The following is a 23,294-nucleotide window of genomic DNA, read 5'->3' as shown; positions in this document are numbered from 1 at the left end:
TAATAAATTTTACTTAATCGCTAATTATTGTTAATTAATTAACTTTGTTAGTCAGTTCCTATAAAAATTAAATTTATAACTAACTATGCATATTGTATTTTAAACGACAAAAAAAGTATGTGATTTTCATCACACACCTTTAAAGTATTTGCTTAACTTTTCTCTATTAACTATGAATTTTCTATATTTTATTCTAACCATATCCATGTTTTCAAGCTCTTTTACTGCCCTTGAAATAGTTTCACGAGAGCTACCTAACATATCTGCTAAATAAGTTATGTTTATTTTAATATCTATTAAAACGCCATCTTCTGTTTCTACACCATAATCTTTAGATAGCTTCCAAAGCTTTGCGGCTACCCTTTTGTCCATTTTAGTAGGAACTGTGTTCTTAATTTGTCTATACACTCTTCTTATTTTTTTACTCATAGAGTTTAATATAATCTCTGTAAGCTTAAAATCCTGTTTCATAATATTTAATAAGTCTACTTTTGATATGCTTATAATTTCACTATCTTCAAACCCTTCACAATTAATAGATGTCGTAAAATTGTCAAAATTCACCTCGTTTATAATCTCACCTTTGTTTAGGATATAGATAACCCTCTTTTGACCCTTTTCCGATACTCTGTACATAGTTACCTTTCCCTCTAGCACTATATATATATTATTTGTGATTTCTCTTTCAGCAAATAACATTTGTGATTTTTTCAATTTTTTTACTACAACACTCTCTCTTATTAAATCCAAAGTTTTATCCCCAACACATTTAAATAAAGGAAGGTCTTTTAATTGCCTAAGCGATATTTGTGTCATATTAACTTCTCCTTATGATTTCATTTTATAATCTCATTATAATAAAAATACTAATATTCTTATTATATAGCAATAAATTTTAAAATAAAACAAAAAAAGAAATTATACATTACTTACCTTAATTAATCCTGGCTTTAATAATATATATTTTTATTGTTTTATTTCTCTTTTGCTACGTACCAATATGCTGCTCCAATAAATACAGCTCCACCTACAAAGTTTCCTAGGGTAACCCAAATTAAGTTGTGCGCTAATCCTCCTATAGAAATCGCTGCGGTGTGAGGAATCATTAGTGCCGTTGTAAGCAAAGTCATATTCGCAACACTATGTTCGAACCCTATAGTTATAAATGCAAATAGGCACCAAAAAATCATTATAAGTTTAGCCGTTTCTTCCTTTAATTTAATAGCACACCATACGGCTAAACAGACTAACATATTACAAAGTAACCCTTTTAAAAATAATTCTATGCTTGGCGTTGCCATTTTCCCTTGTGATGTTTTTAAAATAAAAGTTGCTGTGCTACCCTTTGCAAGCCCAGAACCTACAAATATTGCTGCTAGCGCTGCTGACCCTATAAAGTTTCCTATAAAACTGTATATCCAAATATTTATTGAATCAAGTAAAGGAACTTTCTTTTCTAGATACCCTATGGTCATAATCATGTTATTTCCTGTAAAAAGTTCGGAGCCCGCCATTATTACAAGACTTAAGGCAATCCCAAAGGAAGCTCCCATAATAGTTTTTGTTGCCGGTGACTCAGCTGCTGCAAATGATCCTCCAATAGTAAATATCAATAAAATTCCAAATCCCACATAAGCACCAGCTAGGGCCGCTGCAGTGAGGTACCTCATTTTACTTTTCTTTAAAAGTTCAGATTTTTTTACCGCCGATATTGAAACTTTGTTAATTTCTTCACTAAACAAGACATACCACTTCCTTCTATAAAAGATACCCACATTCTATCATTACAGAAAAAGAAAATATGTGACTAATATCACATATTTTCTAAAATTATTTTTTACTAACAATCTAACTTCCAGGACGTTAGTTATTAATAAAAAAGAGCACTCAGGTAATCAATCCTTATGTGCTCTCATTTTAATATAAAATTATTTTTTAGGTCCTTTTTCTAATATTTTTATTCCAAAATCAGGAAAATCAGTAAATAAACCATCTACATCAGCTTCAAAGTAGAATTTTTGCATTAACTCTTCTACACTAGTTACATATTTAGGGATTTCATCTTTTCTAAATGTATATGGATGAACAACAAGATTATGTTTATGTGCATCTTTTACTAAATTAGGATTTATAACTGGTTCTTTATCGTTCTTCCCATTTTCATCTATTATTTGTTGGTACCAAGGTCCAATACCATTTGCATATTCAGCTACTTTTGCTAGTCCTTCATCCGACATCATTTTTTTATAATTTGCCCCTGGACAATCTGCTTCTTCACCAATTAGCTGGACCATTTTCATTTTTGCGCCCATTTCTGTCCTAACTTTTCTTAAGTAAGTTGGATCAAAACATTGTAAATAAATTTTTGATTCAGGCGTATCATATCCATATTTTCTAAGAACTTTTAATACCACAGATCCAATATCTTGTCCATTATCTGTATGAAATTTAGGCTCTTTTAATTCAGGGTAAATTCCTTTTTCTTGACCTGTACTTTTATTCAGCCCTTGTACAAGTTGTATCATTTCTTCTAATGTTGGAACTTCAAAATGAGCACTATTTAAAGGAAATCTATCAGGGAAAACAGGATCCTTAGACCCTTCTTTTGTACGTTCGTGCACGTTAAGTGTTTTAATTTCTCCTAGCGTGAAATCAATTACATAGTAATGTCCATCGCTTCGTTTTCTATTTGGGTAACGCTTTGCTACATCTGTTGTCGTATCTAACATATTATCATGCATTATTACTGGAACACCATCTTTAGATAAACAAACATCACTCTCTATGTAATCTGCCCCTAGTCCATAAGCTAAAGCATAGGACTCTAAAGTATGTTCAGGTAAATATCCAGAAGCACCCCTATGTCCAATCACTATTTTATCGCTTTTATTTTTTGTTGAAACAGTTGTGGTATTACTTGCTACTGGAGGAGACTGTTTAGACTTCTGTCTACATCCTGCGAATAATCCTGCTGTTATGGTAAGTGTACATGCTAGAGCAATTAGTTTTTTTTCGTTCTTCATGTTATATCCCCCTTGTATAATCTAGAGCTCTCACGGAAACTCTTCAGAGCCCGTGATTACTCATTTTTAGTATCATTAATTTTTATTAATTCCCCCATTTTTTTTGCATAAAACACTTGACAAGTTTGTAAAATTTTGAATTCCTCCTCTTAAAGACATGTTTTAAAAGGAGGATTATTTTATGCTTAAAAATTGGAGCTCTCATGCTGATTATCAGCAATTTATTATTTCAACTCTCTCATGTTTCTACAAAGTTTTTCCTAAAAAAATTATAGAACTTGAAACTTCTATCTCTAAGTTGCATTGCTTAGACTTAGATATTCTTAGAGAGATATTAAAACCTTATTATTCTAATACCGGTAGACCTGCGACCCTTCAACCTGAAATATTTCGTTCATTTTCTTTAATGCTTTTTCAAAAGGAAACAAGCATTACCAACTGGGTTAAAAAGCTTCATGCCTGTGAGTTACTTGCAACCTGTATTGGCTGCACTGAAAATAATGTCCCATCACTTGGTGCTCATTATGATTTTATCTCTAGATTATGGCTCTCAGATCTGTCTATCGACAGAATCAAACTAAAAAATACATATTCGTATAAGAAGAAACCCTCTAAAATCAAAGAACCCGGGAAAAATAAAAAGCTTCCTAATAAAAAAACAGGTGTTGTTAAAAGAATTTCAGATTTTTTTGAAGCTGGTCGCTCATTTTCACTAAGAGCCGAAAGGCTGCTTCAAAAAATATTCTCATTAGTTGCTGTAGAGCCATCTTTTAATCTTAACTTAATAGAAAAAGATAAACTCACAGTTGCGGGTGATGGTACTTGCGTTCACTGTAAATCTTCCTACTATGGTTCTAAAGTTTGTGACTGCCGTCAAAATGGAATTTACGATTGCAAATGCCCTCGTAGACTTTCTGACATAAATGCTACTTGGGGTTGGGACAGTCATGAAAATCGTTGGTTTTACGGCTACACGCTCTATGCTTTATCTTCCTATAACAAGAAATACAAGATCGATTTACCTATTTATCTACGATTTGTAGAAGCAAGCAGACACGACAGTGTCACTGGAATAGTCGCATTAGCTGAATTTAGAAAACTGTTACCGCAATTCAATATAACAAATTATGTTCTTGACTCAGCTAACGATAACTATGCTACATATGAATTATGTTCCAAATGGAACATTAATCCCTTTATTGATCTGAACTCCAAAAACAAAGGAAATTCAAAATATCCAGCTGCTCTAGATATTAATGAAAAAGGATTTCCTATCTGTATTGGTGCCCATGAGATGGTCTATAACGGTTATGAAAAAAGTCGTTCACGCCTTAAATGGCGTTGCCCTTTAGTTTTAAAAAAGGTTGACAGTTGCTCTTGCTGCGAACAATGCTCACCTTCACCGTATGGGCGAGTAATCTACACTAAACCATCATGGGATTTGCGGTTGTTTACTCCTTTGCCTCGCGGTTCAAAACAATGGAAAACTATTTATAAAACTAGAACCTGCTCAGAACGTATAAACAATCGTATTCTAAATGATTATAGAATTCATTCTTTACGAATATACGGTAAAAAACGTTATTCATTTATGACTATGATTGCTGGAATTAATATTCATCTAGATGCAAGACTTAAAGTTTCTGGTTTTAGTATTTTAAATTTATTAGTGTAGCTATTTAACAATTGAATATTTTTTACTGAAAATTCCTGCATCGTGCAGGCTTGTTTGCTATACCTATTTTTATCACTAACTGCTCTCTTAACATAAAATTTATAGTTCTATATAACTTTATACAAACTCAAGTTTTACATATTAGTTTCCGTGACTACTCAATCTAGTTATACGTTTTCAAATCTTGTAGATGTGATAACGTTTTCTGTTAGCTACCAAATTGATTATAACTAAACCAAACGAAGAATTCAAGAAAAAAAACAGAAAGTTTTTCTAGCATTTTCATATTTTATCACTAACTTTAAATTAACAGCGTATTTTACATAAATGTAAAAACAAGTTACCCGACGAATATTTATGAGGGAAGAACAACTGAATTCGCTACATCATCCATTATTTTGCTTTGCATTAATTTGGTTATTATGGTAATATAACATTAAATAATTAAGGGCGGAGAAAAGAGAGCCTTAATGTATGGGTATTTCATACCTATTAATTAAGGTTCTCTTTTTATTCGCATTTAGGAGGTAAGATAATGTTTGACGTAACTATTATTGGCGCTGGTATTGCGGGATGCTCAGTATCAAGAGAACTATCTAAATATAATTTAAAAACATGTGTTATTGAAAAATCTAGTGATGTTGCTTCTGGTACAACAAAAGCAAATAGTGCAATAGTACATGCAGGGTATGATGCTAATCCAAGTACTATTAAGGGAAAATTAAACGCAAAAGGTAATGAAATGTATACAAAGCTTGCAAAGGAATTAGATTTCCCATTTAAGAGGAATGGATCATTGGTTCTGTGCTTTGACGAGAAACACATGAATGATCTTAAAGATTTACTAGAACAAGGCGAAAAAAATGGAGTACCTAATCTAGCTATTCTTGATGGAAATCAAGTTAGAGAAATGGAACCTAATGTAACATTGAGCTGTGTCGGTGCATTATATGCTCCAACAGGAGGAATTGTTTGCCCATATGAAATGACTATTGCTATGGCTGAAAACGCATACACCAATGGCGTGGAATTTGAATTTGGAACTGAGGTCCTTAATATAGAAAAAAAACAAAGTTGTTACGTTATAAAAACTAATAAAGGCGACATTGAAACAAAAGTAGTAATAAATGCAGCCGGTTTATTTTCGGATGAAATTAATAATATGGTAAGCAATAATAAATTTAAAATACTTCCCAAGCTAGGAGAATATGTCTTATTTGATAAAGCTTGCGGAGATTTAGTTACAAAAACTATTTTTCAACTTCCAACTAAACTTGGAAAAGGAGTTTTAGTTACCCCTACTGTTGATGGTAACCTTCTAATTGGACCTAATGCTGTAGATCAAGATAACAAAACTGATCTTAGTACAACTCGCGAAGGCATCGATGATATCGTTTTAAATGCTCAATTAAGTATCCAAATGCCACTTCCTATGAATATGGTTATAACTTCTTTTGCAGGGAATAGATCAAAATGCGAGGGAAATGATTTTATAATTGGGGAAGCAGAAGACGCTAAGAACTTTATTAATGTAGCAGCAATTGATTCTCCAGGTTTAACTAGTGCTCCAAGTATTGCTGCAATGGTAGCTGATATAGTAACAGAAAAATTAGCACCGCAGGAAAATGTAAAATTCAACCCTATACGAAAAGGTACAAGAAAATTTAGAGAAATGTCAAACGATGAACGAAAAAAAATAATCAAGGAAATACCTGAATATGGAACAATTGTTTGTAGGTGTGAAACTGTAACAGAAGGTGAAATTATAGACTCTATAAGAAGACCTCTTGGAGCAAAAACACTTGATGGAGTTAAAAGAAGGACAAGAGCTGGAATGGGGAGATGCCAATCGGGCTTTTGTGCAACAAAAGTTGTAGATATTCTTTCAAGAGAACTTAATATACCACGATGCGCCATTACAAAATCAGGCGAAAATTCTATACTGCTCACTGGCAAAAATAAACAATCTTTATAAATTGGAGGAATATATATGCAAGAATATGATTTAATCATAATTGGTGGAGGTCCAGCAGGCCTTGCAGCTGCAGTTTCTGCAAAGGATCAAGGGATAAACAGCATTTTAATTATAGAAAGAGATAATCAATTAGGTGGTATTCTCAATCAATGTATTCATAATGGTTTTGGTCTTCACACCTTTAAAGAAGAACTTACTGGTCCTGAGTATTCACAACGGTTTATTGACAAGGTTATTGCACTTAATATCGAGTATAAACTAAATACCATGGTTCTAGATGTAAATGATAGTAAACAAGTTACTGCTGTAAATACAGAAGATGGTATATTGGAGCTCCAGGCAAAAGCAGTTATACTTGCAATGGGATGCAGAGAAAGACCAAGAGGAGCTTTAAACATACCAGGTGCAAGATGCGCAGGTATTTATACAGCTGGAACAGCTCAAAAATATGTTAATGTTGAGGGTCTAATGCCAGGAAAAGAAGTAGTAATACTTGGTTCTGGAGATATCGGACTTATAATGGCAAGACGAATGACCCTCGAAGGTGCAAATGTAAAGGCTTGTGTAGAACTAATGCCTCATTCAAGTGGGCTTAAGAGAAATATTGTACAATGCTTAGACGATTTTAATATTCCTTTAAAATTAAGCCACACTATAACAAATATACATGGGCATGATAGACTTTGCGGAGTTACTATAGCTCAAGTTGATGACTATAGGAAACCAATTAAGGGTACTGAGGAATACATTGCTTGTGATACATTACTCTTATCTGTTGGCCTTCTACCCGAAAATGAACTTTCTAGAAAAGCTAATGTTAAACTTTCCAGAGTTACTGGGGGTCCTGAGGTAGATGAAAGCATGCAGACGAGCATTTCTGGAATATTTACCTGTGGCAATGTGCTTCACGTTCATGATTTAGTAGATAATGTAACCACTGAAAGCTACACTGCTGGTAGAAATGCTTCTGATTATATAAAAGGAATTTACCATGCTGGAAATAGTATTGAGATTTTCGCGACAGGCGGAGTTAGGTATACAGTACCTAGTACTATCAATCCTGAAAATATCGGTAACGTAATAGATGTTAGATTTAGGGTTGGTGAGGTACATAAATCTGCTTATATATCTGTTTATTTCGATGATGTCCGCGAAATGCATTTAAAGAAAAAGATTCTTACACCAGGTGAAATGGAAAGCGTTAAATTAACTAAAGCAGTTTTGGATAAATATAGTAACTGTAAAAAGATTACCATAAAAGTAGAAAAGGAGTAGTTAACTATGAGTACAAGGGAATTAACATGCATAGGCTGTCCAATAGGTTGTGCACTTGTGGTAGCGCTTGAGGGCGAAGAAGTTATCAGCGTTAAAGGAAATACCTGTAAGATCGGAGAAACCTACGGCAAGAAAGAATGTACTAATCCAACAAGAGTCGTTACATCCTCTGTTTTAGTTTCAGGTGGCGAAAATGAGATACTTCCTGTTAAAACTGAGAGAGATATTCCAAAGGATATGATTTATGACTGCGTAAGAGCATTAAAAAATGTTATAGTAAAAGCTCCTATTTCTATAGGTGATGTGGTTCTAAAAAACGTACTTGACACCGGAGTGAATATTATAGCAACTAAGGATATTGGAGCTGCATAGTGGTATTAACGCGAAAATAATGGCAGTAGCCCAATAAGCAACAAGTTCAAGATGTATTTTAATAACAAAGAATGAAAGGATGATGAAAGACATGGGAAATTTATTTAATTTTTTAAAACCCGCTCTACCTATTGAGCGATTACCAAAAGAAAAAATTGATCCAGCTTACAAAAAATATCGTTTACAAGTATTTATAAGTATATATATTGGTTATATGGGTTACTACTTTGTTAGAAGTAACTTCTCACTAGCTAAGATATACCTCATTCAAGAAGGATTTACAAAAACGCAACTTGGATTCGTTGCATCTGCACTAGGGCTAGCTTATGGTATCAGTAAATTTGTTATGGGTAACGTATCAGATCGATCCAATGCGAGGTATTTTTTAGGTATCGGTTTAATTTTGTCTGGTGTTACGAATATATTTTTCCCCCTTACCTCAAGTCTTACAATAATGTTTATATTGATGCTTGTGAATGGATGGGTTCAAGGTATGGGCTGGCCTCCATGTGGAAGAATAATAACTCACTGGTTCTCAGATAAAGAACGTGGCGTTAAAATGTCTATTTGGAATACCGCACACAATGTGGGTGGTGGATTTATAGCTGTCGTTGCTCTTCTTGGTGTTCAGATATTCGGAAGTTGGAAAGGAATTTTTTATTTACCAGCTATTATTGCAATCGTGATTGGAACACTGTATATGGTTTTTGCAAAAGACACACCTCAATCTGTAGGACTTCCTCCTATAGAAGAATATAAAAATGATTACCCTGCTGTAAAAGTAGACAATCGAGAAAGAGAAATGACTGGAAAAGAAATATTATTTAAATATGTACTTAATAATAAATATCTATGGTATATCGCTCTTGCAAACGGTTTTGTATATATGGTGAGATATGGTATTATTAATTGGGCTCCAGTATACTTACAAGAAGTAAAAGGTTTTAATGTTACAGAGTCAGCGGTCGCATTCTCTTTATTTGAATATGCCGCAATTCCGGGAACTATACTCATCGGATGGATCAGTGATAAGATATTCCATGGTCGTCGTGCACCAGTAGGTGTAGCTTGCATGATAGGTGTTACAGCTGGTGTGTTCGTTTATTGGCAATCTTCAAGTATTTTAGCAATAAATATTACCTTAGCTTTAATCGGTGCCTTAATATATGGACCCGTTATGCTTATTGGAGTAAGTGCCTTAGATCTAGTTCCTAAAAAAGCCGCTGGGACTGCTGCTGGCTTTACAGGACTCTTTGGATATCTTATTGGACAAGTTTCAGCTGAAATTGTAATGGGAATGGTTGTAGATAAATACAATTGGGATGGAGGATTCACGCTTCTTATGATTTCTGCTGTACTTGCTATTGTATTTCTATCTCTTACTTGGAACGTACATGATAGGTCAAAACCAGAATCTGAAGATATTACGGCGGTTTAAAATTAATATTGCTTGGCTATAAACATTTGAGCAATAGCAAATAAAATTAAATCTTACATAAAAAAACTATTGATTTAATTTATTTCTTGTATTATGCAATTAAGACTGCATTTGATTAAACTGACATCAGTTAAATTAAATGCAGTCTTTTGTTATGTAATCTTGCATTAACAAAATGCGAATACCATACTCATGTCGAAATAGGCAATTTTCCATAAGGGTATGAAAGTAAAATTTATTTAATAAAAGACGAAAAGTTATTATCTCTATAGATAATAACTTTTCTTATAATAATGTGGAGGACTAAATGAGGAACAAATATCCTTAAGGATGTAGATATGTTCTTTATAATTATATTAACAGTCACTGTTATTTTATGCATAAAAATATCTAAAACTAAATATACTTAATTTAAAGTTTTTATGTTTTCACCATTCGGCTAATTTCAATACAAAATCTGAGTTCAGAACTTCTTTTTATATTGTAAATATAAGAATTAACACTATTTATATTGAGGCTCTTGTTTTTGAATATATTTCTGTCTTCCCTTTAAAATGTCCATTGCAGAATCAAGTTGCTCTGCGATTTGTGTAAAATCATTTTTTGCTTGTTGATCCTCTGTTTCTAGAGAAAAAGTCTTCATTGTAGCAGAAGCGCTTTGCATTCCTGCAATTGCTTGTTGCATTTGAGTTCCTACAGTCATAGTTTTCACCTCCCTTCAAATATGTATTTAACCTTTGGGTTTAAATAGTATAGCACCAATAAATCCAAAAACTATCGCAGCAGAAATCCCCGAACTTCCTGTCTTGAAAATGCCAGTAAATATCCCTATAAATCCTGTTTTTTCAGCATCAATTAGGGCCCCTGTTACTAGAGTATTTCCAAAGCTGCTTATAGGTACAAATGCCCCTGCACCGGCAAGTTTTACTAAAGGATCATATAAACCTAGTCCTCCTAAAATTGCTCCAATTACAACTAGTGTACATGTAGTATGTGCAGGCGTAATCTTTAAAATATCCATTATAAGTTGGCCAATAACGCAAATTAGACCGCCTATTACAAATCCATAAATAAATTTTTCCATAAATAAACTCACACCTCTTTTTTACATTTCAATAGAAACTGCATGAGCAATGCAAGGTATGCTTTCCTTTTGTTGATAGGATATTGGAGACATTAGAGCACCAGTTGCAACTATTAATATTCTCTTTAATTCCCCTCTTCGCATACGGTTAAGAAAATGCCCATAAGTTACAGTAGCAGAACAGCCACAGCCACTACCTCCAGAAAAAACTGGTTGGTCCTTTTTATATATTAAAAGTCCACAGTCTGTAAATATATCTGATGGCATTTCTATACCATGGCTTTTTAATAAACTAATAGCGAGTTTATGCCCTACCTTGCCTAAATCACCAGTAGCAATAAGGTCATAATAGGAGGCATCAACATTTAAATCTCTAAAGTGTGCTTCAATTGTATCTACAGCCGCGGGTGCCATAGCTGCCCCCATGTTAAATGGATCTGAAATTCCCATATCTATTACTCTTCCTATTGTAGTCGAAGTAATCTTAGGTCCGAATCCTTCTCTTCCAAGCACCGCAGCTCCAGCCCCTGTTACTGTCCATTGAGCAGTAGGTGGTTTTTGTCCACCATACTCTGTAGGATATCTATATTGTTTTTCTGCAGCCGCATTATGGCTACTTGCAGATGCTATAACATATTTAGCTGACTTACTTTCTATCAATTGAGCAGCCATAGCTAAACCTTCCATGGAACTAGAACAAGCGCCAAAAATTCCTAAAAAAGGTATCCCTAATGTTCGTGCAGTAAAACTACTGGAAGTAATCTGATTCATCAAGTCTCCACTTATAAAAAAATTTATATCTTCTTTTTTTATACTTGATTTCTTTATCGCTCTTTCACAAGCATGTTCAAGAAGAACTCTTTCCGCCTTTTCATAACTATCCTGTCCAATCCATAAATCTTCATGAATTATATCAAAGTCATCAGCTAAGGCCCCATTACCTTCAAAAGGACCACCAACTGCCGCAGAACCTAATATTGTAGGTTTAGAATTGAAAATCCATGATTGATGTCCTTTAAGCATCTACATCACTCCCAACCATTTTATTGTGATTTTTATCGTAGCGACCACAAAAGCAGAAAAAACTCCATAAACAATGATTGCTCCAGCAAGCCTAAACATATTTCCAGCGACTCCAAGTACATATCCTTCGCTTCTATGCTCAATTGCAGCAGAAGCTATAGAATTAGCAAAACCTGTAATTGGAACAGCAGATCCAGCTCCAGCCCATTGGCCAATGCGGTCGTAAATCCCAAGTCCAGTAAGTAACGCTGAAACAAAGATTAAAACTACTGAAGTCGGACTAACTGCTGTTTTTTCATTAAAATTAAAGTAAGTGATAAAGAACACCTGTAAGCATTGACCAATGGTGCATATGATACCACCTACAAGGAATGCTTTAATACAATTTTTTAAAATACGTCTTTTAGGTTCTATGCTTTTCACCAATTCACCGTATTGCAGTTGAGTTGGCGTTAGTTTTTTCTTTTTCATATTAGACATTATTTCACCTTCTAACGTAATAAATATGGTTTTATTTTTTTCATAACCTTTTCTAGATTTTCAGCATTTTTTAAGTACATAGATTTTGCTTCATCAGTTTCTGTTTCTAAAGCAAAGGACATAAGGTCTGCCTGACTTTTTTGAATACTGGCATATAGCATTTCTTTAATTTGTGATTTTGGGACTTGAATCAAATCATCAAAAAGATCCAGATATAAATCTCCAGAAGAATCTACTTGACCAATAAAAACATTCTCAAGTGCTACTCCTTTGTTTTCTAACTCAGTCTTAAGCCACCCTTTACTCAATCCAATATTGGTAAGACTTCCATTTAACATATTCCCGTCTAAAATAACTGTTTGTGATTCAGCCTTAGACGCAACTTTTATTCCTAAATCATATGAGGTAACAGGCTTTTTATCAGCTTTTAAACTAACATTGATATCTCCTGTTGTTTCCATAACGGCAAATTCAACATCGGCTAAATCAAATGCTTTTTTTGAACGTAATTCTTGTAGAAACTCTTGCCCAGTCATCCTTTCTTTAGCTAGATTATCTTCCATGATTTTACCATTTTTAATTAATACCCTTTCCTTACCCTTTATTACATTGTAAATCCATTTACTTTTCATGGAGGAATAATCTAAGATAATAGGCATCAGTACCCAAACAGCTAGTGCAGTTAGTCCAAAATAAATATTCGTAATTATACCCAATGAAATTAAAGTAACTATAAGAGCAATAATTACATAAGAAATAAACTCAAAAGGCGTAACCTTAAATAAGTTTCTTTTTTTCATAAATCTTGTTAAAACCAATGTTAAAAAATATAAAATTATCGTTTTGAATAATATTGTTAACCAATTACTCATCATTTCACCTCACTTAGTCACCTTTGTATTGAGGCTCCTGAAACTCTATAGAGCCTACTCTTTTTTCCAAATCTATTTTAATTTTACCTATCTCTTCAGATGCCTCAGTATAAATAGCCCTAGCTTCTTTATTTCGTTCTTGCAATGAATATAATCTTAAAGTAGCTTCAGAACCTTTTAAAGTTGCTAATGTTTGCTTTACCTTAGAGCCAACAGTCATATGAACCTCCTTAATGCTTATCAATTCTTTTCCTCACGCAGTATAACTAATATGCTTTTATTAAAGTCTTTCTCTTTTTTTATTATTCATATATATTCTCCTATCTTCAATATTTTACTCATTAAACTTTAAATAGTTATATATTATTTACTTAGCTTTATTGAATTGACTATCTTTATGTTATTATGGTCAAAGTTTCCTTTGAAAGATGAAAACGATTGGTATTTGAGATAGTAGAAGAGACGAGGAGGAAACAACATGATTTTAAAAATTATTTAAACACCATAAATGCAATAGTAGAAATTACAAGTGAAAAAGAAGTTAAAAATGAATTGAACAAGTATATTATGTCTTTAAAATATTCGAATAATATTATAGAAGATATTATATATATATATAATATTATTGTTAAACCTATAATCTACAATAAATTATGTGAATCGAATAGATTAAATATAAAATTCTTATTTAATGTAGCCAATAATACACTAGAAAACAGTCTAAATGATTATGAAATTTCAGATATGCTAAATAATCTATTGGATAATGCTTTTCAAGCTGTCATAAATAGCACTAAGGATAAGGTTGTTATATTAAATATATGTGAAGAAGAAAATGCTAATATTCTAGAGGTTAGAAATAGTGGAATAACAGTAAAGTTTGATAATATAGAAAAAATATTTGAAAGAGGCTTTTCTACTAAAGAAGGAGATAATAGAGGCTATGGACTTTATTATATAAAAGAAATAGCTGAAAAAAAAGGCAGTGATGTTCAGCTATTCTTTGAAGATAATTATACTGTTTTTAAAATATTGTTCAAACAAATTATTAGGGGGGAGTAAGTTTTCAAAAAAAATCAAAGCAAGTAGCTGAGTTATGTAGAGTCATAGAAGTTACTCTTGTTACATATCTTCTATAGAAATAGCTCTGACTGGTGAACCATCAGCATTTTTATTTTTAAGTGGCATAATACTCAAAATAAAAATACTCACTGCTAATGGAATCTAAATTTGCTAGGTTCTCAATAATTATGATGTTCTTTGGCATTAATATTTTATGAACTGCAAATGTGGTTGAGTTTATATCATCAATTGAAATTGCATCAATACCAATGCCTTTTAAATTAAATTTTGACAACCAATTGGCTGATTCTTCACTTAAAGAAGGAAAATCCTCAAAGTATTTTTTATCACCCCAGTATTTACTCCATCCTGTTTTTATTATAATGAACCCAACATTTTTTATCTTTTCCTCATAGGACCTTAGGCTATCAACATCTATTAGTTTCATACTTTCATCTGAGAAATCAAGAATAGTAGCATTTCCAATAAAATGTTCTATATCTAAATCATTTAAATAAGGACCATCACTGAGCATATGTGCAGGTGCATCTATATGTGTGCCTGTATGTGAGTGCATAGTGATTTTAGCCTCTTGAAAACCATCCTTTTCCAAAGTATTTGACTTTTCAAAAATCGGTTTCTCAGTTCCTGGAAAAACTGGCATGTCGGAACAAATAATATGTGTTAGATCAGTGACTTTCATAATAGCCCTCCCATAATATCTATGTCGTTAAATCAGCTTCGAAGCTGTTAAACCCTTTTAACCACAGCTTTTCTAACAAGCAAATAAACAAAAACCATTGTTATTATAAATAAACATATAAATGTCAATACAGCCATATAAGATTTTCCTGTGTTTTTCCCCAGTAGATTAACAATAAAATATTTTACATTTCCCACCACATTAGGCCTATAGTGTTCAATCCCTCCATATATATCCTTAATAGCTAAAGGACTTAAAAATAGTAAAATTTTCATTATTTTATTACACTTATAATATATCATAGTTATTAATAATCCTATTGCAAACGCTACAATGTAACCAGCAAATAAAAATATAACTGTCCCAAATAGTGTTTGCATGCTATTGCTTTGTATCCATACTGTGCCTACACTATAAGACTCGTTATAGACCATATCATACATTGTTGGACTTACCATAAATATATTATACACTCTATTTATTATGACATCCAATATTGACATAGCGAGTCCTATTGATAAAATAGCTATTGCTGCAGCTTTAAAATAATCTACCCTAGTAATATTATTAGCTTGGGCAAAATGAAAATTTTCTTTAAAAAAGTTTAACCCTATCACAAATAAAAATACTACAGATGAAAATTCTAATCCTTTTGTATAACCACTTCCTCCATTTGAAAATTTGTTTGTCATTTCTATACATGTTAATGCACCTATGAAAATAGTGTAATAAATTATTATTGGTTTTAGGCTGCTTTTAATATTGTATTTAGCAAGTTTAAAACTTGTCATTATTTTACCCTCCCGTCAGTAGTCAAATTAATAAATAGTTTTTGTAGTTCAACCTTTGAAACTTCTAAATCTAGTTTTTTCTGTTGCCTTTTTTCATCATCTGCATTTTTTCCTATTATAATAGCTGATTTAAAAGATGCTATTCCATCTACACTTACACAATTTTTATCTTCAATATAAGCATCTATATTTTTATTTAATCCAGAAACGCAGTAGCACCCTTTTAATAGTTCTTCTACACTTTCGTCCTTAATTAATTTCCCATCTTTAATAATAACTACCCGCTCTATTAATTGTGCAACTTCTTCTATAATATGAGTAGATAATACAATAGTCTTAGGATTTTCTATATAACTTTCCATAAGTTCTTTATAAAACATCTCTCTATGATTAGCATCTAATCCTAAAACTGGCTCGTCGAACATTAATATTTCGGCACCTGATGCCATGGTATTTATAATTTTACATATGGAGGAATACCCAGTTGAAAGTTCCTTAATCCTTTTATTTATATTTAGTTCAAACTTTTTACAAAGCTCTAATGCATATGACCTATCAAAGTTTGGATAAAATTCTTTAGTCCAATTAAATAGCTCTTTTACTTTCATAGACTGTGGATATAAGTTTTGCTCTGTCATAAAATGAATTTTCCCTAGACCATTTCCATCCGAGGGCGAGCTATTATTATCTATAGAAATAGTCCCCTCATTCAAGAAAATTCTTTTGTTTATAACGTTTAAAAGAGTTGTCTTACCTGCACCATTTCTTCCTAATAATCCATAAATTTTATTTTCTTCTAATGTTAATGTAATATTATCTAATGCAAAGGTATCCCCATATTTCTTACTTGCATTTAAAACCTTTATTGTGCCCATATTAAATCCCCCCATCAATCATTTTAATAATATCAGTACTTGAAATATCTAATTTTTTAGCTTCCTCTATTAAGACTAATATATAGCTTTCATAAAAATTTTCTTTTCTTTTTTTCATTAACTTTTCTTTACTTCCAGTTACAACAAACATACCAACGCCCCTTTTTTTATATATAATGCCTTCATCTACAAGTAGATTAAATCCTTTTGCTACTGTAGCTGGATTTATTTTATACTTAACAGATATTTCTGTTGTAGATGGAATTGCAGTTTCTTCCTCAAATACCCCCTTAAGAACATTGTTCTCAATAGCTTTAGCAATCTGCATATATATAGGTAGCTCATTATTAAAATCTAATTTCATATTATCACCTTCTTCACTTACTTGGTTAATTACTTATGTAACTAACTATATAACCAAATGACTCCATTGTCAATAGTAAATTGGTTTATTTTAGGTTGAAACTAATAAGCTCACTTAGAAGATCCCCGGGGATATTAATAAATTACGAATATAATTTGTTTTGCTAATAATACATAAAAGACACAACAATACGGTTTTGTATTATTGTGTCTTTTATGTATTATTCATTTTCTAAATTCTTAAAAGTATCACTATTACAGCAAATACCACAACTACATCTAGTATCACCAAATTGTAGAGAATAAGCTTGTGAAAGTTCGATATTTGATTTAGCTACTCCTTTAGCGAAATCCTCATTACTTTGTGATACCATTGCTAGAGCATTGGCTTTTTCTTGGGTATTTATTATGGCACCAGCAGGAACATATCTATTAGCAGGAATTCTTACCCCATCTGTAACAACAGCTGCCAAATCAATGTAACAGCTATCTTCCACAATAGAATTAAAAACAATAGCGTTAAATCCAACAAAAGTATTATTTCCAATAATACATGGACCATGAACTAAAGCTCCATGAGCAATACTAACTTCATTTCCTATATAAATAGAATATTCTTTTTTATTTACAGAGACTTTCATGTTTTTCAACCCATGTAATATTACTCCATCTTGAATATTAGTTTTAGTTCCAATATAAAATGGTGTTCCTTCATCCGCTCTAAGAGTTGTATTACATCCAATTAATACTTTTGCGTCGATTCTTACATCGCCTATAATGCTCGCGAAAGGGCCTATGAAAGCAGTTTTATCAATACTGGGATACATACTAATAGGATTAAAAGACGTAGGTGGATTACTACTAACAAAATATGAATATACATTAGTTGGGCCTACAGGATTATATCTAACAATTTTATATTTACTCATAATATTTCTCCTAAATATTTGATACTATATTATACGTATCCTTTAGAATAATTGTGATAAAGTATTTTATGATGTAATTAGATATATTTATTTTAACCAATCGAGTAGGAGCTAAATAATTAATTTATTTAGCGACCTCTCACACCACCGTGCATACCGTTCGGTACACGGCGGTTCAATAGAAATTAATGTTTTAATAAATATGTCTCAGATATAGAAACTAATCCTATATTTTTAAGGTATTTATTGGTCAATGTTTTGTTTAATATAGGGCTATTGGATGTTCTCCAATAGCCTTTCCTTGTATTTGCATATTGCAAAGCTTTATTGTTTGGTATTCCTAATTTAACAAGGTTCCCATATTTTGTTTTAATCTTTTTCCATTGTTTCCAAAAACACATTCTAATTCTTCGCCTTAACCATTCATCAAGTGTTTTAAGAATACTTTTAATGTCTGCAATAGCAAAATAATTTATCCATCCAACTATCACTTGCTTAAGTTTCATAAACCTATATTTCATGCTCATCGCATTACTTCTTGAAGTTAATTCTTTTAGCTTTGCTTTGAATTTGATTATAGGTTTTTGAGGAACTCTCATTCTGTATTCACCTTTTGCTCGGTAAAATGAAAATCCTAAAAATTTAAGTTTCCAAGGTCTATCTACTGTACTCTTTTCTTTATTCACTCTAAGCTTTAACTTTTCCTCAATAAATCTCGTAATACTCTTCATTACTCTATTTGCTGATTTCTCACTTTTGACGTATATATTCGCATCATCAGCATATCTACAAAAGTTTAGTCCTCGTTTTGTTAGTTCTACATCGAGTTCATGTAACATTACGTTACTTAATAATGGGGACAAAGGCCCGCCTTGAGGTGCTCCTTCTTCTGTATTCATAAATACCCCATTTATCATCACTCCACTTTGTAGATACTTTCGTATCAGAGAAATTACTCTACTATCTTTAATATCTTCCGATAGTATCCTTATTAATTTATCATGATTTATCGTATCAAAGTATTTAGAAAGGTCTATATTCACCGTCCATGTATGTCCAGCATTAATATATCCCCTACATTTTTCAACAGCTTGTTTTCCACTTCTTAAAGGTCTAAAACCGTAACTATTATCAGAAAATTTCTTTTCATATACTGGTATTAGAGTTTGTGATATCGCTTGCTGAATAACTCTATCTAATACAGTAGGTATTCCAAGTAGCCTAATTCCACCGTCAGGTTTTGGTATTTCTACCCTTCTTACGGCTAGAGGTCTATATCTACTTTCTAATAATGATTGCCTTAATTCTTGTCCATGCTCTTTTAGATAATGTAGAAGTTCATCTACTGTCAAACCATCAATCCCATGACTTCCTTTATTGGCTTTTACTCTTTTATATGCTTTATTCATATTATCTCTCGATAATATCTGCTCGAGTAAACCATTATCATATTCATTCACATCGTTTCTTCCTTCTTCTGACATAGAGGAAATACTATGCACTTCTACATTACCTTCGAGTTCCACTCTATTCTCTCGTAGAGAGCCTTCTTTATGAAGTTGTCTGCTTTTATCATATTTTCTCGTATCCTTCAAAATTCCAAAACCTCCTATTGTTCAGTCCTTCCCACGCTAACGCGTTTTGCATGGTACTATGACGTCTGCTGACTTCTGATAGTTCAGCCATACATCACTGTATGGGTTGTTATTTCTAAATTCATATCCACAACTTACCTATCAGATCTCCCCGGGTAAGAACGCAATCTTTCACTCCATCTATCTGCTACATTTACACCACTTGTTTCGAATAGTTTTGGGCTTCGTTTTGTATTGCAAACTTACCCACAAGCATATGCCTTATATGTAGTTTCTGTTCGTCAGACCGGAGTTTGGCCGCCAACTTCCTTCAGATTCCATCTCACGATGGACACCCTTGTCTTAAGCTATGCACTTGGCACTATTAACCCGTGCTAGGGACTTTCACCCATTAGATTGCGCCCATGCCGGGCGCACAATAAAAAACACTAAGTTTATAACTTAGTGTTTTTTTCTTACCTGGCGACAACCTACTCTTCCACAAGGTCACCCCTGCAGTACCATCGGCGCATTGAAGCTTAACCTTCGTGTTCGGTATGGGAACGGGTGTTACCTTCATGCCATAATCACCAGATTGAGAATATAAATATTCTCTGAAAATTGCACAGTGAATTAGTCTTTTCGCTCACGCTCAAAGCCTCGCTTCTTTCTTACGAAAGAAGTATATCGCATTACTTTTAATTATATATTTAGGTCAAGCCCTCGACTTATTAGTATTAGTCAGCTGAACATGTTACCATGCTTACACCTCTAACCTATCAACCTGGTGGTCTTCCAGGAGTCTTACTAACATCGCACTTACGTGCGAGTTATGGGAAATCTCATCTCAGGGTGGGCTTCACGCTTAGATGCTTTCAGCGTTTATCCCTTCCAAACATAGCTACCCAGCGATGCCACTGGCGTGACAACTGGTGCACCAGAGGTTTGTCCATCCCGGTCCTCTCGTACTAAGGACAGCTCCCTTCAAATTTCCTACGCCCGCGACGGATAGGGACCGAACTGTCTCACGACGTTCTGAACCCAGCTCGCGTGCCGCTTTAATGGGCGAACAGCCCAACCCTTGGGACCTACTTCAGCCCCAGGATGCGACGAGCCGACATCGAGGTGCCAAACCTCCCCGTCGATGTGGACTCTTGGGGGAGATCAGCCTGTTATCCCCGAGGTAGCTTTTATCCGTTGAGCGATGGCCCTCCCACGAGGTACCACCGGATCACTAAGCCCGACTTTCGTCCCTGCTCCACTTGTAAGTGTCGCAGTCAGGCTCCCTTCTGCCTTTGCACTCTTCGCGCGATTTCCAACCGCGCTGAGGGAACCTTTGGGCGCCTCCGTTACTTTTTTGGAGGCGACCGCCCCAGTCAAACTGCCCACCTAACAATGTCCTGTGACCAGATTCATGGCCTCCAGTTAGAACCTCAGTACTGTCAGGGTGGTATCCCAAGGATGACTCCACACAGGCTGACGCCCATGTTTCTCAGTCTCCCACCTATCCTGTACAGACAATACCGAAATTCAATGCTAAGCTACAGTAAAGCTCTACGGGGTCTTTCCGTCCAATCGCGGGTAGCAAGCATCTTCACTTGCACTACAATTTCGCCGGATGTGTTGTTGAGACAGTGCCCAAATCATTACGCCATTCGTGCGGGTCGGAACTTACCCGACAAGGAATTTCGCTACCTTAGGACCGTTATAGTTACGGCCGCCGTTTACTGGGGCTTAAGTTCATACCTTCGCTTGCGCTAAGTAATCCCCTTAACCTTCCAGCACCGGGCAGGCGTCAGCCCCTATACATCAGCTTTCGCTTTAGCAGAGACCTGTGTTTTTGCTAAACAGTTGCTTGGGCCTATTCTCTGCGACCTACTTACGTAGGCACCCCTTCTCCCGAAGTTACGGGGTCAATTTGCCGAGTTCCTTAACAACAATTCTTCCGATGGTCTTAGGATTCTCTCCTCACCTACCTGTGTCGGTTTGCGGTACGGGCACCAATATCCTCGATAGAGACTTTTCTTGGCAGCGTGGAATCAGATACTTCAGGAATAAATTCCCTTCCCCATCACATCTCAGCGTTAAGAGCAAACGGATTTGCCTGTCTGCTCCGCCTAAATGCTTAGACACACATCCAATAGTGTGCACATCTTATCCTCCTGCGTCATCCCATTTCTAATAACGTCCATTGGTGGTATCGGAATATCAACCGATTGTCCATCACCTACGCCTTTCGGCCTCGGCTTAGGTCCCGACTAACCCTGAGAGGACGAGCCTTCCTCAGGAAACCTTAGGTTTTCGACCGTTAAGATTCTCACTTAACTCTCGCTACTCATGCCAACATTCTCACTTCTGTACCGTCCACCACTCCTTACGGTATGACTTCAGCCAGTACAGAAAGCTCCTCTACCGCGTACACAATTGTGTACACCCATAGCTTCGGTGGTAAGTTTTAGCCCCGGACATCTTCGGCGCAGGATCTCTTGACTAGTGAGCTATTACGCACTCTTTAAATGAGTGGCTGCTTCTGAGCCAACATCCTAGTTGTCTTAGAAATCCCACATCCTTTTCCACTTAACTTACACTTTGGGACCTTAGCTGATGGTCTGGGCTGTTTCCCTTTTGACTACGGATCTTATCATTCGCAGTCTGACTGCCGAAATAAAAGTATATGGCATTCGGAGTTTGATAGGGTTCAGTAACTGTTGTCAGCCCCTAGCCCATTCAGTGCTCTACCTCCATTACTCAATTAATCGACGCTAGCCCTAAAGCTATTTCGAGGAGAACCAGCTATCTCCGAGTTCGATTGGAATTTCTCCGCTATCCACAGCTCATCCCATGGTTTTTCAACACCAACGTGGTTCGGACCTCCACGGAATTTTACTTCCGCTTCATCCTGGCCATGGATAGGTCACCCGGTTTCGGGTCTACGACATGCAACTATGCGCCCTATTCAGACTTGGTTTCCCTTCGGCTCCGTACCTTAAGTACTTAACCTTGCTACATATCGTAACTCGTTGGCTCGTTCTACAAAAAGCACGCCGTCACACATATAAAGTGCTTCGACCGGTTGTAGGCACACGGTTTCAGGTTCTATTTCACTCCCCTTCCGGGGTTCTTTTCACCTTTCCCTCACGGTACTTCTTCACTATCGGTCACTAGGTAGTATTTAGCCTTGGGAGGTGGTCCTCCCAGCTTCCCACAAGGTTTCACGTGTCTCGTGGTACTCTGGATTAGATCTGACTGTTTTTCCTTTTCATTTACAGGCCTATTACCTTCTGCGGAGCAGCTTTCCAGCTATCTTCAATTAAGGAATTGCAGTATTTATGATCTATCCTCAACCCCCAGATCAAAGACCTGGGTTTGGGCTCTTTCCCTTTCGCTCGCCGCTACTTAGGAAATCGATGTTTCTTTCTCTTCCTCCGGGTACTTAGATGTTTCAGTTCCCCGGGTCTACCTCTGCATACCTATTTATTCAGTATGCAGTACATAGTTGTTACTATGTGGGTTCCCCCATTCGGAAATCTTTGGATCACAGGCTATTTGCGCCTACCCAAAGCTTATCGCAGCTTAACGCGTCCTTCTTCGGCTCCTAGTGCCAAGGCATTCGCCATGCGCCCTTTGTAGCTTGACCTTGATTCTGTCTATTTACATAGACGGTTATATTAATTTTGCGAAATTGTATTAAATTAATTTATAAACTACTTGCGTAGTTTTAATTTTTTTAAAACAACTTTTTTCACTGTGCAATTTTCAAAGAACATTTTAAGAAAAACT

Annotated in this window: 21 protein-coding genes and 2 rRNA genes; 6 read left to right on the top strand and 17 right to left on the bottom strand. The window is 34.7% G+C overall.

From position 1 onward, the window contains the following. Nucleotides 1–129 precede the first annotated feature (129 nt). From ACWJKS_RS07115 to glpQ, 3 genes are all read right to left on the bottom strand, one after another. A complete protein-coding gene (locus ACWJKS_RS07115; RefSeq protein ID WP_462960826.1) occupies nucleotides 130–816 on the bottom strand; it encodes a Crp/Fnr family transcriptional regulator in 687 nt (228 codons plus the stop codon). Nucleotides 817–974: 158 nt separating this feature from the next. Beyond that, entirely contained in the window at nucleotides 975–1,742 is a 768-nt protein-coding gene (locus ACWJKS_RS07110) for a formate/nitrite transporter family protein (RefSeq protein WP_165414444.1), read from the bottom strand. A gap of 186 nt (nucleotides 1,743–1,928) precedes the next feature. Next, a complete protein-coding gene (gene glpQ, locus ACWJKS_RS07105) occupies nucleotides 1,929–3,023 on the bottom strand; it encodes a glycerophosphodiester phosphodiesterase (protein ID WP_462960825.1) in 1,095 nt (364 codons plus the stop codon). Between the two features lie 181 nt (nucleotides 3,024–3,204). Here glpQ and ACWJKS_RS07100 point away from each other — a divergent pair, with 181 nt between their 5' ends. From ACWJKS_RS07100 to pgtP, 5 genes are all read left to right on the top strand, one after another. Then, a complete protein-coding gene (locus ACWJKS_RS07100; protein WP_462960347.1) occupies nucleotides 3,205–4,698 on the top strand; it encodes a hypothetical protein in 1,494 nt (497 codons plus the stop codon). A gap of 535 nt (nucleotides 4,699–5,233) precedes the next feature. Continuing rightward, nucleotides 5,234–6,673, top strand: a complete 1,440-nt coding sequence (locus ACWJKS_RS07095) for an FAD-dependent oxidoreductase (RefSeq protein WP_462960824.1) — start codon at nucleotides 5,234–5,236, stop codon at nucleotides 6,671–6,673. A gap of 15 nt (nucleotides 6,674–6,688) precedes the next feature. After that, a complete protein-coding gene (locus tag ACWJKS_RS07090) occupies nucleotides 6,689–7,948 on the top strand; it encodes an NAD(P)/FAD-dependent oxidoreductase (RefSeq protein WP_462960823.1) in 1,260 nt (419 codons plus the stop codon). Between the two features lie 6 nt (nucleotides 7,949–7,954). Continuing rightward, a complete protein-coding gene (locus tag ACWJKS_RS07085) occupies nucleotides 7,955–8,320 on the top strand; it encodes a DUF1667 domain-containing protein (protein WP_165415027.1) in 366 nt (121 codons plus the stop codon). Nucleotides 8,321–8,411: 91 nt separating this feature from the next. Next, a complete protein-coding gene (gene pgtP / locus ACWJKS_RS07080; protein WP_411955879.1) occupies nucleotides 8,412–9,758 on the top strand; it encodes an MFS transporter in 1,347 nt (448 codons plus the stop codon). Nucleotides 9,759–10,260: 502 nt separating this feature from the next. On the opposite strand, the gene ACWJKS_RS07075 is transcribed toward pgtP, so the two are convergent. From ACWJKS_RS07075 to ACWJKS_RS07050, 6 genes are read right to left on the bottom strand one after another with little or no spacing between them, the layout of a single operon-like run. Further along, nucleotides 10,261–10,461 (bottom strand): DUF1657 domain-containing protein, encoded by a 201-nt coding sequence (locus ACWJKS_RS07075; RefSeq protein WP_165414803.1) that lies wholly within the window; start codon nucleotides 10,459–10,461, stop codon nucleotides 10,261–10,263. Between the two features lie 27 nt (nucleotides 10,462–10,488). Then, on the bottom strand, nucleotides 10,489–10,842 hold the full coding sequence (gene spoVAE / locus ACWJKS_RS07070) for a stage V sporulation protein AE (protein ID WP_165414804.1): 354 nt from the start codon (nucleotides 10,840–10,842) through the stop codon (nucleotides 10,489–10,491). A gap of 21 nt (nucleotides 10,843–10,863) precedes the next feature. Further along, nucleotides 10,864–11,865: a stage V sporulation protein AD gene (gene spoVAD, locus ACWJKS_RS07065; RefSeq protein ID WP_165414805.1), complete on the bottom strand. Its 1,002-nt coding sequence runs from the start codon at nucleotides 11,863–11,865 to the stop codon at nucleotides 10,864–10,866. Then, nucleotides 11,866–12,345, bottom strand: a complete 480-nt coding sequence (spoVAC, locus tag ACWJKS_RS07060) for a stage V sporulation protein AC (RefSeq protein WP_462960822.1) — start codon at nucleotides 12,343–12,345, stop codon at nucleotides 11,866–11,868. Nucleotides 12,346–12,356: 11 nt separating this feature from the next. Continuing rightward, nucleotides 12,357–13,217, bottom strand: a complete 861-nt coding sequence (locus ACWJKS_RS07055) for a DUF421 domain-containing protein (protein WP_462961057.1) — start codon at nucleotides 13,215–13,217, stop codon at nucleotides 12,357–12,359. 13 nt (nucleotides 13,218–13,230) lie between these two features. After that, nucleotides 13,231–13,437 carry a DUF1657 domain-containing protein gene (locus tag ACWJKS_RS07050; RefSeq protein WP_165414807.1) on the bottom strand — a complete coding sequence of 69 codons (207 nt, stop codon included), beginning with the start codon at nucleotides 13,435–13,437 and terminating at the stop codon, nucleotides 13,231–13,233. Nucleotides 13,438–13,655: 218 nt separating this feature from the next. Here ACWJKS_RS07050 and ACWJKS_RS07045 point away from each other — a divergent pair, with 218 nt between their 5' ends. Further along, a complete protein-coding gene (locus ACWJKS_RS07045) occupies nucleotides 13,656–14,279 on the top strand; it encodes a sensor histidine kinase (RefSeq protein WP_462960821.1) in 624 nt (207 codons plus the stop codon). A 115-nt stretch (nucleotides 14,280–14,394) separates the two neighbouring features. Here the strand turns inward: ACWJKS_RS07045 and ACWJKS_RS07040 are convergent, their stop codons facing one another. The 8 genes from ACWJKS_RS07040 to ACWJKS_RS07005 all read right to left on the bottom strand — a co-directional run bounded on the left by ACWJKS_RS07040 (nucleotide 14,395) and on the right by ACWJKS_RS07005 (nucleotide 23,151). Continuing rightward, a complete protein-coding gene (locus ACWJKS_RS07040) occupies nucleotides 14,395–14,982 on the bottom strand; it encodes a cyclase family protein (RefSeq protein WP_462960820.1) in 588 nt (195 codons plus the stop codon). Nucleotides 14,983–15,029: 47 nt separating this feature from the next. Continuing rightward, on the bottom strand, nucleotides 15,030–15,773 hold the full coding sequence (locus ACWJKS_RS07035) for a hypothetical protein (protein ID WP_462960819.1): 744 nt from the start codon (nucleotides 15,771–15,773) through the stop codon (nucleotides 15,030–15,032). Continuing rightward, entirely contained in the window at nucleotides 15,773–16,648 is an 876-nt protein-coding gene (locus ACWJKS_RS07030; RefSeq protein WP_220287851.1) for an ATP-binding cassette domain-containing protein, read from the bottom strand. Before ACWJKS_RS07030 ends, ACWJKS_RS07035 begins: the two co-directional genes overlap by 1 nt. Nucleotide 16,649: 1 nt before the next feature. Then, nucleotides 16,650–17,012, bottom strand: a complete 363-nt coding sequence (locus ACWJKS_RS07025; protein ID WP_216304564.1) for a GntR family transcriptional regulator — start codon at nucleotides 17,010–17,012, stop codon at nucleotides 16,650–16,652. A gap of 220 nt (nucleotides 17,013–17,232) precedes the next feature. Further along, on the bottom strand, nucleotides 17,233–17,940 hold the full coding sequence (locus ACWJKS_RS07020; protein ID WP_216304565.1) for an LbetaH domain-containing protein: 708 nt from the start codon (nucleotides 17,938–17,940) through the stop codon (nucleotides 17,233–17,235). A gap of 185 nt (nucleotides 17,941–18,125) precedes the next feature. Next, the gene (ltrA, locus tag ACWJKS_RS07015; protein ID WP_258280593.1) at nucleotides 18,126–19,535 is read right to left on the bottom strand and encodes a group II intron reverse transcriptase/maturase; all 1,410 of its coding nucleotides are present in this window, start codon (nucleotides 19,533–19,535) and stop codon (nucleotides 18,126–18,128) included. 457 nt (nucleotides 19,536–19,992) lie between these two features. Then, nucleotides 19,993–20,109: ribosomal RNA gene (gene rrf, locus ACWJKS_RS07010) — 5S ribosomal RNA — on the bottom strand. Nucleotides 20,110–20,225: 116 nt separating this feature from the next. Continuing rightward, a 23S ribosomal RNA gene (locus ACWJKS_RS07005) occupies nucleotides 20,226–23,151 on the bottom strand. Nucleotides 23,152–23,294 lie beyond the last annotated feature (143 nt).

Source organism: Clostridium sp. CM038 (assembly GCF_055081105.1).
The sequence above is the reverse complement of the archived record's forward strand: the minus strand, read 5'-3'. Positions and strand labels throughout refer to the sequence as shown.

Bases quoted from the DNA above. Each gene is read 5' to 3' on its own strand.
- ACWJKS_RS07085 (WP_165415027.1), top strand. From the start codon at position 7,955: ATGAGTACAAGGGAATTAACATGCATAGGCTGTCCAATAGGTTGTGCA.
- spoVAD (WP_165414805.1), bottom strand. From the start codon at position 11,865: ATGCTTAAAGGACATCAATCATGGATTTTCAATTCTAAACCTACAATA.
- ACWJKS_RS07020 (WP_216304565.1), bottom strand. From the start codon at position 17,940: ATGAGTAAATATAAAATTGTTAGATATAATCCTGTAGGCCCAACTAAT.
- spoVAE (WP_165414804.1), bottom strand. From the start codon at position 10,842: ATGGAAAAATTTATTTATGGATTTGTAATAGGCGGTCTAATTTGCGTT.
- ACWJKS_RS07090 (WP_462960823.1), top strand. From the start codon at position 6,689: ATGCAAGAATATGATTTAATCATAATTGGTGGAGGTCCAGCAGGCCTT.
- ACWJKS_RS07075 (WP_165414803.1), bottom strand. From the start codon at position 10,461: ATGACTGTAGGAACTCAAATGCAACAAGCAATTGCAGGAATGCAAAGC.
- ACWJKS_RS07040 (WP_462960820.1), bottom strand. From the start codon at position 14,982: ATGAAAGTCACTGATCTAACACATATTATTTGTTCCGACATGCCAGTT.
- ACWJKS_RS07025 (WP_216304564.1), bottom strand. From the start codon at position 17,012: ATGAAATTAGATTTTAATAATGAGCTACCTATATATATGCAGATTGCT.
- spoVAC (WP_462960822.1), bottom strand. From the start codon at position 12,345: ATGTCTAATATGAAAAAGAAAAAACTAACGCCAACTCAACTGCAATAC.
- ACWJKS_RS07050 (WP_165414807.1), bottom strand. From the start codon at position 13,437: ATGACTGTTGGCTCTAAGGTAAAGCAAACATTAGCAACTTTAAAAGGT.
- ACWJKS_RS07115 (WP_462960826.1), bottom strand. From the start codon at position 816: ATGACACAAATATCGCTTAGGCAATTAAAAGACCTTCCTTTATTTAAA.
- ACWJKS_RS07055 (WP_462961057.1), bottom strand. From the start codon at position 13,217: ATGAGTAATTGGTTAACAATATTATTCAAAACGATAATTTTATATTTT.
- ACWJKS_RS07030 (WP_220287851.1), bottom strand. From the start codon at position 16,648: ATGGGCACAATAAAGGTTTTAAATGCAAGTAAGAAATATGGGGATACC.
- glpQ (WP_462960825.1), bottom strand. From the start codon at position 3,023: ATGAAGAACGAAAAAAAACTAATTGCTCTAGCATGTACACTTACCATA.
- ACWJKS_RS07095 (WP_462960824.1), top strand. From the start codon at position 5,234: ATGTTTGACGTAACTATTATTGGCGCTGGTATTGCGGGATGCTCAGTA.
- ACWJKS_RS07035 (WP_462960819.1), bottom strand. From the start codon at position 15,773: ATGACAAGTTTTAAACTTGCTAAATACAATATTAAAAGCAGCCTAAAA.
- pgtP (WP_411955879.1), top strand. From the start codon at position 8,412: ATGGGAAATTTATTTAATTTTTTAAAACCCGCTCTACCTATTGAGCGA.
- ACWJKS_RS07100 (WP_462960347.1), top strand. From the start codon at position 3,205: ATGCTTAAAAATTGGAGCTCTCATGCTGATTATCAGCAATTTATTATT.